This window comes from Methylobacter sp., from assembly GCF_036845245.1.
Classification (GTDB): Bacteria; Pseudomonadota; Gammaproteobacteria; order Methylococcales; family Methylomonadaceae; genus Methylobacter_A.
This window is the reverse complement of the sequence record NZ_DAIUEH010000040.1, coordinates 1-12,412: the sequence shown is the minus strand read 5'-3', so window position 1 is coordinate 12,412 and position 12,412 is coordinate 1. Positions and strand designations below refer to the sequence as shown.

7 protein-coding genes are annotated in these 12,412 nt (G+C 50.9%); all 7 read left to right on the top strand.

What is annotated here, in order from left to right; translation table 11 throughout:
- The first annotated feature begins 81 nt into the window (after positions 1-81).
- The 7 genes from V7051_RS16840 to V7051_RS16810 all read left to right on the top strand — a co-directional run bounded on the left by V7051_RS16840 (position 82) and on the right by V7051_RS16810 (position 12,369).
- Positions 82-2,766: a nitrate/nitrite transporter gene (locus V7051_RS16840; protein ID WP_333876895.1), complete on the top strand. Its 2,685-nt coding sequence runs from the start codon at positions 82-84 to the stop codon at positions 2,764-2,766.
- Positions 2,767-2,942: 176 nt separating this feature from the next.
- On the top strand, positions 2,943-6,689 hold the full coding sequence (locus V7051_RS16835) for a nitrate reductase subunit alpha (RefSeq protein ID WP_333876897.1): 3,747 nt from the start codon (positions 2,943-2,945) through the stop codon (positions 6,687-6,689).
- The gene (gene narH, locus V7051_RS16830; RefSeq protein ID WP_333876899.1) at positions 6,690-8,309 is read left to right on the top strand and encodes a nitrate reductase subunit beta; all 1,620 of its coding nucleotides are present in this window, start codon (positions 6,690-6,692) and stop codon (positions 8,307-8,309) included. It begins immediately after the preceding gene.
- A 128-nt stretch (positions 8,310-8,437) separates the two neighbouring features.
- Positions 8,438-9,142 carry a nitrate reductase molybdenum cofactor assembly chaperone gene (gene narJ / locus V7051_RS16825; protein WP_333876901.1) on the top strand — a complete coding sequence of 235 codons (705 nt, stop codon included), beginning with the start codon at positions 8,438-8,440 and terminating at the stop codon, positions 9,140-9,142.
- Positions 9,143-9,154: 12 nt separating this feature from the next.
- Positions 9,155-9,832: a respiratory nitrate reductase subunit gamma gene (narI, locus tag V7051_RS16820; protein WP_333876902.1), complete on the top strand. Its 678-nt coding sequence runs from the start codon at positions 9,155-9,157 to the stop codon at positions 9,830-9,832.
- 477 nt (positions 9,833-10,309) lie between these two features.
- Positions 10,310-11,665 carry a diguanylate cyclase gene (locus tag V7051_RS16815; RefSeq protein ID WP_334181161.1) on the top strand — a complete coding sequence of 452 codons (1,356 nt, stop codon included), beginning with the start codon at positions 10,310-10,312 and terminating at the stop codon, positions 11,663-11,665.
- Between the two features lie 239 nt (positions 11,666-11,904).
- On the top strand, positions 11,905-12,369 hold the full coding sequence (locus V7051_RS16810) for a cadherin-like domain-containing protein (protein ID WP_333876906.1): 465 nt from the start codon (positions 11,905-11,907) through the stop codon (positions 12,367-12,369).
- Positions 12,370-12,412: the final 43 nt, after the last annotated feature.

Below are 12,412 nucleotides of genomic sequence, written 5' to 3'. Positions count from 1 at the left end.
TCATTTTATTGGGACGAGATGCAGCTTTTCAGGGGAGTGCTGTAAAAACTCAAATTATTTAGTGCACTAGCAAAGGTCATTATGTCTATTGTTGATAACATCACACCCGCCCAGCGATCCCGGGCACTCTGGTTAAGTACTGTTGCCTTCACCACCTGTTTTGCAGTATGGACACTCTTTTCCATCATCGGTTTGCAGATTCAGAAAGACTTGCATTTAAGCGAGACCGAATTCGGCTTGCTGGTCGGTACGCCGATACTTTCAGGTTCACTGATTCGATTGATTCTGGGTATATGGAGCGACCAGTACGGCGGGCGTATCGTTTATGCATTGGTCATGGTGACCGCGGCGATTGCCACCTTGCTGCTGACCTTTGTTGAAACGTATACGATGTTTTTAGTGACTGCACTGGGTATCGGCGTTGCCGGCGGATCATTTGCAGTGGGCATCGCCTATGTTTCGCGTTGGTATCCCAAAGAGAAGCAAGGCACGGCGTTAGGTATTTTCGGACTCGGCAACGTCGGGGCGGCGGTGACAAAATTCATCGCACCTTTTGTAATGGTCGCATTCGGATGGCATGCGGTCGCGCAAATCTGGGCGGCGGGATTATTGTTGATGGCGACAATTTTCTGGTTTGTGACCGACGATGAACCGATGCTTAAACAGCGCCGTGAATCAGGCGCCAAGCCGGATTCATTTCTAAAGCAATTGGAACCGCTGAAGGATATGCGGGTTTGGCGTTTTTCGCTGTATTACTTTTGCGTATTCGGCGCTTTTGTCGCGTTGGCGTTGTGGCTGCCGCGCTATCTGGTCGGCGCCTACGGTTTAGATATCAAGTCTGCGGGCATGCTGGCTGCGGCTTATTCCATTTTCGCCAGCCTGTTCCGTGCATTGGGCGGCTGGTTGTCCGACCGTTATGGCGCACGGCTATTGATGTACTGGACGTTTATCGTCGCTTCGATTTGTACGTTTTTCCTGTCCTATCCGCCTACAGATTACATCGTTCACGGCATCAAGGGCGATATTGCGTTCAGTCTGGCGCTTCAACCTGTTGGTTTTATCTTTCTGGTGTCGGTGTTGGGTCTGTTTATGTCATTCGGCAAGGCGGCCGTGTACAAACATATTCCGGTTTATTATCCCGATAATGTTGGCGCTGTCGGCGGCGCAGTTGGCATGATAGGCGGTCTGGGCGGATTCCTGCTACCGTTGACTTTCGGCATGTTGAACGATTTGACCGGCATTTGGAGCAGCTGCTTCATGTTGCTGTTTGTGTTGATGACGATTGCGCTGACCTGGATGCATTTCTCGATTGTCAGGATGGAGCGCCGTGTCGTACCTGAGCTGGCTAAAATATCGACCGATCTGCATGAACTGAGTCATCCGGCTCCGCTGGTGCTGACCGATTGGAATCCCGAAGACCGGGATTTTTGGGAAAAGACCGGCAAGCGCATTGCTGCCCGTAACCTGTGGATCAGTATCCCCGCTTTATTGCTGGCTTTTGCGGTGTGGATGGTGTGGAGCGTCGTGGTGATTAACCTGCCCAGCATCGGCTTCAAATACACCACCAACGAGTTGTTTTGGCTGGCTGCGTTGCCGGGCTTGTCGGGAGCTACCTTGCGGATTTTCTATTCGTTCATGGTGCCTATTTTCGGCGGCCGCCGCTGGACTACGATCAGCACCGCCTCGTTGCTGTTGCCGTCGTTATGGATAGGTTTTGCGGTGCAAAATCCTGAAACGCCTTATGTGTTGATGGTGGTGTTGGCCTTGTTATGCGGTTTCGGCGGCGGTAATTTTGCGTCCAGCATGGCGAATATCAGCTTTTTTTATCCGCAGTCCCAAAAAGGCACCGCTCTGGGCCTGAATGCCGGTTTAGGCAATTTGGGCGTCAGCACTGTGCAATTTGTGGTGCCGCTGGTTATCGCTGCCGGGGTGTTCGGTTCGCTGGGCGGTGAACCGCAACAGTGGGTTAAGGGTGCGGTGACCAAATCCATCTGGCTGCAAAATGCCGGTTTTATCTGGGTGCCGTTTATCATCGCAACCAGCATCGCGGCATGGTTCGGCATGAATGATATTGCCTCCGCCAAGGCATCCTTCAAAGAGCAGGCGATTATTTTCAAGCGCAAGCATAACTGGTTGATGTGCTGGCTTTATACCGGCACCTTCGGTTCGTTTATCGGTTATGCGGCCGGTTTTCCGATGTTGATTAAAATCCTCTTTCCCGATATTAACCCGACCGAATACGCCTTTTTGGGGCCGCTGGTGGGTGCGTTAATCAGGCCGGTCGGCGGTTGGCTGGCTGACAAGCTGGGCGGCGCCAGGGTGACGCTGTGGAATTTCGTGATCATGATTTGTGCAGTGTTTGGGGTGTTGCATTTTATGCCTTCGGCGGGCAATGCGGGCGATTTCTGGGGCTTTCTGGCGATGTTCATGCTGTTGTTTATCACTACCGGCATCGGCAACGGCTCTACGTTCCGCATGATTCCGGTCATCTTTATGACCGAACGCTTGTGTGCGGCAAAAGGGCTGGGCGATGAAGCTGTTGCCGAAGCCCAAAAAGATGCCGGTAAAGAAGCGGCGGCGGTGTTGGGTTTCAGCTCTGCGATTGCGGCTTACGGCGCGTTCTTTATCCCGAAAAGTTACGGCACGGCGATCAGTATGACCGGTACGCCTAATGCGGCTTTGTATTGTTTTATAACTTTTTATCTGGTGTGTATCGGCATAACCTGGTGGTTTTATGCGCGTAAAACGGCGGCTATGCCTTGTTGATCGTTAAAATAAAAGCTATCACCACGAAGACACGAAGGGCACGAAGTTTTTACTTTGTTTTTTCTTTGTGAACTTCGTGTCTTCGTGGTGACACATCAATTTGTTTAAGTCGATGTGTTGGGGATGAGGTACGAACCCCAAACAATCATCAAAACCCTAAAATATAGGTAAACCTTATGAGTCATTTCCTGGACCGCTTGCTCTTCTTCAAGAAAAAAGTAGATACCTTCTCCGGCGATCACGGCGTGGTGACCAACGAAGACCGAAGCTGGGAGAACAGCTACCGGTCGCGCTGGCAGCACGACAAGATCGTGCGCTCCACGCACGGCGTCAATTGTACGGGGTCTTGCAGCTGGAAGATCTATGTCAAAAACGGTTTGGTAACCTGGGAAACCCAGCAAACCGATTACCCTCGCACCCGCCCCGATCTGCCTAATCACGAACCGCGCGGTTGTCCTCGAGGTGCGAGCTATTCCTGGTATCTGTATAGCGCCAACCGCCTTAAATATCCGCTGATACGCGGCCGCCTGGTCAGGTTGTGGCGCGATGCCAGACTGACTTTAGACCCTGTTGACGCCTGGGCGTCGATAGTCGAAGATCCGGCTAAAACCACAGAATACAAGTCGGTGAGGGGCTTGGGTGGTTTGGTTCGCGCCAATTGGGAGGAGGTCAACGAAATCATCGCGGCGGCCAATATTTATACCGCCAAAACTTTCGGCCCCGACCGTATTATCGGCTTCTCACCGATTCCGGCGATGTCGATGGTGTCTTATGCGGCCGGCAGTCGTTATCTGTCGCTGATCGGCGGCGTCAGCATGAGTTTTTACGACTGGTATTGCGATTTGCCGCCCGCATCGCCGCAAACCTGGGGCGAGCAAACCGATGTGCCGGAATCGGCTGATTGGTATAACGCCGGATTCTTGATGCTGTGGGGCTCGAACGTACCGCAAACCCGCACGCCCGATGCCCATTTTATGACCGAAGCGCGCTATAAAGGCGCGAAAGTCGTGGTGGTCAGCCCCGATTATTCCGAGGCCAGCAAGTTCGCCGACCTGTGGCTGCATCCGAAGCAAGGCACCGATGCCGCGTTGGCGATGGCGATAGGGCATGTGATCCTGAAGGAATTTCATGTCGAGCGACAAAGCCCGTATTTCAACCAGTATGTGCGCGAAAATACCGACTTGCCATTCCTAGTCATGCTGAAAGAACAGGACGGTTATTATGTGCAGGACCGTTTTCTCAGGGCCTCTGACTTTTCAGGTCAGCTCGGCCAAGACAATAACCCCGACTGGAAAACCGTTGCCTATGATGAAATCAACGGGCAGATAATCCCGCCTTGCGGCTCTATCGGTTTTCGTTGGGGCGAAAGCGGACATTGGAATATCGAACAAAAAACCGTAGACAATCAGGAAGTAAAATTACGCTTGAGTCTGATCGATATTAAGGATGATGTCGCCAGCGTCGGTTTTCCTTATTTCGGCGGCTCCGAACATCCGCATTTTACCCATTCCGCGCACGACGCGATTCAAAAGCGTAACGTGCCGGTTAAAAAAATCACCTTGGCCGACGGCAGCGAAGTAGTGGCGACCACGGTGTTCGATTTACTGGTTGCCAACTACGGTATAGATCGTGGCTTGGGCGGAGCTAGCGTCGCCGGTTCTTATGACGAAAATGTACCGTACACGCCCGCATGGCAGGAAAAAATCACCGGCGTTACCCGGAAAAATGTAATCGCGGTAGCGCGGGAATTTGCGTCCAACGCTGAAAAGACGAAGGGCCGCTCGATGGTCATTCTGGGCGCGGGCATCAATCACTGGTACCACATGGACATGAATTACCGCGGCATCATGAACATGCTGATGCTGTGCGGTTGCGTCGGCCAGTCCGGCGGCGGCTGGGCGCATTATGTCGGACAGGAAAAACTGCGTCCGCAAACCGGCTGGTTGCCGCTGGCGTTCGGCCTGGATTGGAAGCGTCCGCCGCGGCAGATGAACAGCACCTCGTTTTTCTATAATCACACCAGCCAATGGCGCTATGAAAAGCTCAAAGTTCATGAAATTTTGTCGCCGCTGGCAAAACCCAAAGACTGGCAAGGCAGCCTGATCGATTTCAACGTGCGTTCAGAGCGCATGGGCTGGCTGCCGTCCGCGCCGCAACTGCAAACCAACCCGCTGCAAGTGGTCAGGGATGCGGAAAAAGCCAAACAAGATCCGATTGACTATGTCCTCAAATCGCTGAAAAGCGGCAAGCTGAAGATGTCCTGCGAAGACCCGGATAATCCGCAAAATTTCCCGCGCAACATGTTCGTCTGGCGCTCCAATTTGCTGGGATCGTCCGGCAAAGGTCATGAATACTTCCTGAAATATTTGCTGGGTACGCAACACGGCTTGCAGGGCAAAGATCTGGGCGATAGCGCAGACAAGCCATCGGAAGTCGAATGGCATGACACCGCCGCGGAAGGCAAACTCGATTTATTGGTCACGCTGGATTTTCGGATGTCCACGACCTGCCTGTATTCGGACATTATCCTGCCGACTGCAACCTGGTACGAGAAAAACGACCTGAATACCTCGGATATGCACCCGTTCATCCATCCGTTGTCCAAGGCCGTCGATCCCGCTTGGGAATCGCGCTCCGATTGGGATATTTACAAAGGCATCGCGAAGAAATTCTCGGAATTAACCGTAGGGCATTTAGGTCTGGAAAAAGACATAGTCGCCGTACCTATCCTGCACGACACACCGGCAGAGCTGGCTCAGCCGTTTGACGTTAAGGATTGGAAAAAAGGCGAATGCGAGCCGATTCCGGGCAAAACCATGCCGACGCTGGTCGTGGTCGAGCGTGACTACCCGAACACCTACAAGATGTTTACTTCGTTGGGACCGTTGATGAGTAAAGTCGGTAACGGCGGTAAAGGCATCGCCTGGAACACCGATACAGAAGTCAAACAACTGGGCGAGCTGAACCGGCTGGTGACCGATGAAGGCATCAGCAAAGGCTTGCCGCGCATCGAATCCGATATTGATGCAACCGAAGTTATCTTGATGCTGGCGCCTGAAACCAACGGTCATGTCGCGGTTAAAGCCTGGGAGGCTCTGAGTAAAATCACCGGACGCGATCACACCCATCTGGCTCTGCCGCGCGAAGACGACAAAATCCGTTTCCGCGACGTACAGGCGCAGCCGCGCAAGATTATCTCGTCGCCGACCTGGAGCGGTGTTGAATCCGAGCAAGTCTGTTATAACGCCTGCTATACCAATGTCCATGAGCGGATTCCCTGGCGTACGCTGACCGGCCGCCAGCAGTTTTACCAGGATCACAGCTGGATGCGGGCGTTCGGCGAGACTTTGTGCGTCTATAAGCCGCCGGTCGATACCCGCTCCATTGCGCCGATTTTGGGCCAAAAGCCCAACGGCAATGATGAAATCGTGTTGAATTTCATCACACCGCATCAGAAATGGGGCATACACAGCACTTATACCGATAACCTGTTGATGCTGACCCTGTCGCGCGGCGGACCGATCGTGTGGATGGGCGAAATCGATGCGGCCAAAGTCGGTATCAAGGATAACGACTGGATTGAAGCCTTTAATGTCAACGGCGCGCTGGTCGCCAGGGCGGTGGTCAGTCAGCGCGTTCCGGAAGGCATGTGCATGATGTATCACGCCCAGGAAAAAACAGTGAACATGCCTGGCTCAGAAATGACCGGCGGGCGCGGCGGCATCCATAACTCGGTTACCCGCGCGACGCTTAAACCGACGCATATGATCGGCGGTTACGCCCAGCTAAGTTACGGTTTTAATTATTACGGTACGGTCGGTTCCAATCGGGATGAATTTGTGATTATCCGCAAAATGAGCAAAGTCGATTGGCTGGATGAAGAGCCGACTCATCAAGATGCCAATCAACAAGAGGGCGCATAAATGACTAATTTATTAGGAACGAACGCGGGTTCAGTAGAAACTCAAGCCAAAAGGCCGCGCAATATTCGCGCACAAATAGGCATGGTGTTGAATCTGGATAAGTGTATCGGCTGTCATACCTGCTCGGTTACCTGCAAAAACGTCTGGACCTCGCGTAAAGGGGTTGAGTATGCGTGGTTTAATAACGTCGAAACCAAGCCGGGCGTAGGTTTTCCTCAGCAGTGGGAAAACCAGGACAAATGGAACGGCGGCTGGGTGCGAAAAATCAACGGCAAGATAGAACCGCGTCAAGGCAACAAGCGTCAAATATTGCGTAATATTTTCGGCAACCCCGATTTACCTGAAATAGACGATTATTACGAACCGTTCGATTTCGATTACCAGCATTTACATACCGCCAAAGAATCGAAAAACCCGCCCACTGCGCGCCCCTTTTCGGTGATTACCGGCGAGCGCATGGAAAAAATCGAAGGTGGCCCGAACTGGGAGGAAATCCTGGGCACGGAATTTTCATCGCGTTCGCGCGATACCAACTTCGATAACATCCAGAAAGACATGTACGGTGAATTTGAAAACACCTTCATGATGTATCTACCGCGTTTGTGCGAACACTGCCTGAACCCTACTTGCGTTGCGGCCTGTCCCAGCGGCTCGATTTACAAGCGCGAAGAAGACGGCATTGTGTTGATCGACCAGGACAAGTGCCGCGGCTGGCGGATGTGCGTTTCGGCCTGCCCGTATAAAAAAATCTATTACAACTGGGAAACCGGGAAATCGGAAAAATGTACGTTCTGCTATCCGCGCATTGAAGCGGGCGAGCCTACTGTTTGCTCTGAAACCTGCGTCGGGCGGATTCGTTATCTGGGCGTGTTGTTGTATGACGCCGACCGTATCGAAGCCGCGGCAAGCTGCGAGAACGAGCAGGACTTGTACCTGCAACAGCTGGATGTTTTTCTCGATCCATTCGATGAGGAAGTGATAGCGGAAGCGCGGACAGCAGGCATTCCCGAATCCTGGCTGACAGCGGCGCAACAATCGCCTGTTTATAAAATGGCGATAGACTGGAAAGTCGCGTTTCCGCTGCATCCTGAGTTCCGCACGCTGCCGATGGTCTGGTATGTGCCGCCGTTATCGCCGATTCAATCGGCAGCGGAAAGCGACCAGATCGGCATGGATGGCGACATTCCCGACGTGCGTTCGTTGCGTATTCCTGTGCAGTATTTGGCTAACTTACTGACAGCGGGTAAAGAAGAACCCGTTGTATTGGGTTTGGAGCGAATGCTGGCGATGCGGGCTTATATGCGCAGCCTTAGCGTCGATGGGGTAGTCAATACCGAGGTGTTGGAGCGCGTCGGTTTGAGCCGGTTGCAGGTCGAAGAAATGTATCGCTATATGGCGATTGCCAATTACGAAGACCGTTTTGTGATTCCAACCAGTCATCGTGAATATGCCAGTTCTACCTTCGATGCTTACGGCGAGCAAGGCGGCTGCGGATTCAGTTTCGGTAGCGGATGTTCTACGAGCAATAGTGAAACCAATCTGTTCGGTGGCAACAAGAAGCCTCAACGAAGTGGCGGCATTCCGATCAAGATCCCTATTAAAGTTGAATCGGCAAAATAAAGGTATTAGTGTCAATTAAAGACAATTCACCACGAAGACACGAAGGGCACGAAGAAAGACAAGGTAAAAACTTCGTGGACTTCGTGTCTTCGTGGTGAGTAAATCAATCTGTTTAGACTTAAATTATTATGCTTACACTAAAAGTTCTATCGTTACTGCTGAGTTACCCCGAAGCCGAGATGCTTGCAGCATTAGACGAAATGGCCGCGGTCGTCGAACAGGAAAATCTGCTGCTGGAAGACCATAAAAAATCCGTGCTGGCGCTGATCGATTCCTATCGCGGAGCAGACTTGCTCGATAGCCAAGAGCAATATGTAGCGCTATTCGACCGGGGACGGTTTTTGTCGCTGCATATCTTCGAGCATGTCCACGGCGAATCCCGCGATCGGGGACAGGCCATGGTTAACCTGCTGCAAATGTACGAAGCGCACGGTTTTGAAATGTCCACCCATGAACTGCCGGACTACATCCCATTATTTCTGGAGTTTCTTTCACAGCAAGAACAAACGGAAGCAGTGCAGTTACTGCACGATGCGATGCCGGTGTTAAGCTTACTGGGCGCAAGACTGACCGAACGCGGCAGCGATTTCCATGCAATTTTCGATGCCCTGGCAGGTTTTGCAGGCGAACCCGAAGCACTGGAAGAAATCCGTCAGCAAGCAGAGACCGAAGGCGAGGATGAAACCTTGGCCAACATGGATGAAATCTGGGAAGAAGAAGCCGTCAGTTTTATGGGGGCTGGGGATGCGTGTAAAAGCCAAACAGCCGCTGTCAGTCCAATCACAATCACGCCACGCGATCAGTTTTTGAAATCGCAAAATCGTTCTCTTTAGAAGGAGTCAATCGTGGATTATCTCAATACCCTGCTATTCGGTTATTACCCCTATATCGCGATCAGCGTATTCTTCATCGGCAGCCTGGCGCGTTACGACCGCGATCAATACACATGGCGCACCGGTTCCAGCCAATTCCTGCGCGCCAAAGAATTAAGGCTGGGCAGTAACTTATTTCATATCGGTATCTTGCTGCTTTTCGTCGGGCATTTCGTCGGCCTGTTGACGCCGCCGGCGGTTTACCATGCCTTAGGTTTATCTACGTCGGCAAAACAAATCCTGGCTGTGGTTGCGGGGGGCGTTTTCGGCGGCGTGTGTTTAAGAGGCATCATCATCCTGATACGCCGTCGCCTGACCGATGCCCGGATTCGCGCGACCAGTAGCCGTATGGATATTTTCATCCTGTTGCTGATCGGGGTACAGCTGGCGCTGGGCCTGATGACCTTACCCATTTCGCTTTATCATTATGACGGCGCCAATATGCTATTGCTGGCGGAATGGGCGCAACGCATCGTGACTTTTCGTAGCGGCGCGGCGGATCAAATCAGCGAGATCGGTTTTATCTTCAAATTGCATTTATTTTTAGGGCAGACTTTATTCCTGGTTTTTCCGTTTAGCCGTTTAGTGCATGTCTGGAGCGTTCCGCTGGGCTATGTCACTCGGCCTTATCAAGTCGTTCGCAGGCGTTAAATGATAGGGCGTGCGATGCGCGCCTTTTCTACGATGTTTATCAAGTTGGCGCTGATGAATCAGAAGCACAAGGTTACTAGCATTAGATGAATGAGGCATGCCGCCAGTCTTTGTCTAAAGTTTCTGGCGCGCACGGCACGCCCACAGCATGTAGAGCACCGCGAAGCCCATAGCATCAAGCAAATAAAGGAATTATTTCGTCTTAAATAGAGATACCATCGTCCTGGACGGATTGTTACTGCTGCATATAAAGATGTTCAATAAAGCGGACTGGTTGAGGCGAATTCTCGAACCCTGCCGTTAGCTTGAAAGATGTTAATACAGGGCATAAAAAGCATGTTTAATTGAATTGAGCCCGTTTTTGTCCGATTATCGCTTCTTCGCGCCATGAGTGTGTTAAGTCATTTGCTCTGTATAATCTTCTGTGCGCCCGGAAATAATCATGGATAAAATCAAATTGCATACCGTATGGCATCAATGATGCGTTCGCTCAGAATTAAACTTTCATTAGCGCTTATTATCACCAGCATGAGCGCTGTCTCTGTTGTCGGAATTATCACCCAGTGGCGTGTATCGACAAGATTCGATCAAATGGCAATGGAGCATGCTTTTGAAAATTTCCAAGCGGATGTTGGAGCCTATATTGATTCTTACGGTTCCTGGGATGAGGCGAAGAAGATAGAACGGTTTGGCCAGTTTGTCAGACGCAGGCGCGCGTTAATAGGCCCACATGCCGATGAACCGTTTTTTTCCAGGCCTGAAGACGGGATACGGCCTGCGGGTCGGCGGTTAACCCCGCCGATGCCGGATGAACCGGAGTGGGCGCCGCCGTTCCTGTTCATATTGCTTGATCCGCAAGGCAAGGTGTTGCTGGGCGGCGGAAAATATGAAGAGGGAGAATTTGTGCCGGAATCGGCCCGTTTGGGAGTGAGTCCCATTATGCGAGGCGGCCAAGTATTGGCATTGGCGATTCCGCAAGGCAAGCCCAATTTGTCAGCGGTCGATATGAATTATCTGGCGATAATCAGGGAAGCACTGATATATGCTTTTCTTATTGCCAGTGCACTGGCGATTTTTCTCGGCTTTATGATCAGTAAACGGCTAAGCAAGTCGCTTCATGAACTGACAATAGCTATCAGGGCTATGAGCCAAGGGAAGCTTCGTCAAAAAGTAACCGTGCATGGCAAGGACGAAACAGGCATGCTCGCTGAAGCATTTAATCGTATGAGCGCTGATCTTGCCCATGCCTATGAGCAATTGGAGGAATCCAACTGCACCATTAGCGAGCAGGCATTGTTGTTAAAAGAGCTGAGCATCCGAGACGAATTGACCCAACTTTATAATCGTCGCTATTTTAATGAGCAGGCAAATAAGCTTTTTATGCACATGAAACGGTATAAGCGCCCATTGAGTTTTATGATTGGCGATCTTGACCATTTCAAGCAGGTAAATGACCGGTTTTCCCATGCCACCGGCGATGAAGTGCTAAAAGCAGTCTCTGGCATATTGAAAAACAACACACGCGCAAGCGATATTGTCGCCCGTTATGGCGGCGAGGAGTTCGTCATTATTTTTCCTGAAACGCCATTGATGCAGGCGGTGGAACAATGCGAAAGACTACGTAAAATGATTGAAAGTTTTTCCTGGTCGGCCATACATCCCGAGCTTAAGGTTAGCATGAGCATAGGCTTGAATGACGATCTTGGCTTTGATCGCTTCGAACAGATGCTGGCAGTCGCCGATAAGAATCTGTTTCAAGCAAAAGCCGACGGCAGAAACCGGCTCTGTTATCAGTCTTCGGTGGATTTGGAGCTTCGCGCGGGAATGCTTTAGAGAGGCCGCTTGTAGAGCGAAGCCGGTCAAATTTTATGCACAGGCGTTTATTTATATTCGGGATAAAAGCCCTGTTAGACAGATATCACCCTCCGATATTTTTGGTTCAATTCCTTAATGATCCCAGCTTAAATCTGCTAAAATTGCAATAAAGGTAAATACTTATCCAATCATCGGTGATGATTGCTCTAAATATCAGAATAACCCGTAGTAGAACTTAAATTTATAGGCGATTAACCATGACGATTTTTCATAATACTGCTACAGCAGCGCAATTAAGTAATGGTGTAGAAGACACAACATATACCATTGCAACGGCGGATTTGTTAAATGGACTTTCCACTGATGCCGGTTCATTAAGCGTTACTGGTTTGTCGTCAACACATGGTGGTTTTGTTCTCGATACTAATAGTGGCAATTGGCAATTTCACCCGGATCACAATTACTGGGGAAATGTTGTTATCAGTTATCAAGTAACCGATGGCAGCGGCGCGATATTGTCAACCAGACAATCCTTTGTATTAAACGCTGTCAACGATGCGCCTGAGTTAACCGGTACGGCGGCTACGTTAGTCTCCGGCACTCAAGGTATACCCTATATCATCAATGCAGCGGATTTATTGCAGGGATTCACCGATGTTGACCGTGATGCCTTAGGCGTTGGCGATACCTTAAGTATTGCAGGCCTGGCAGCTAGTGTTTAATTACGTAAATTAGTTACCGTATTTCTTATTTGGCTACCTTTTA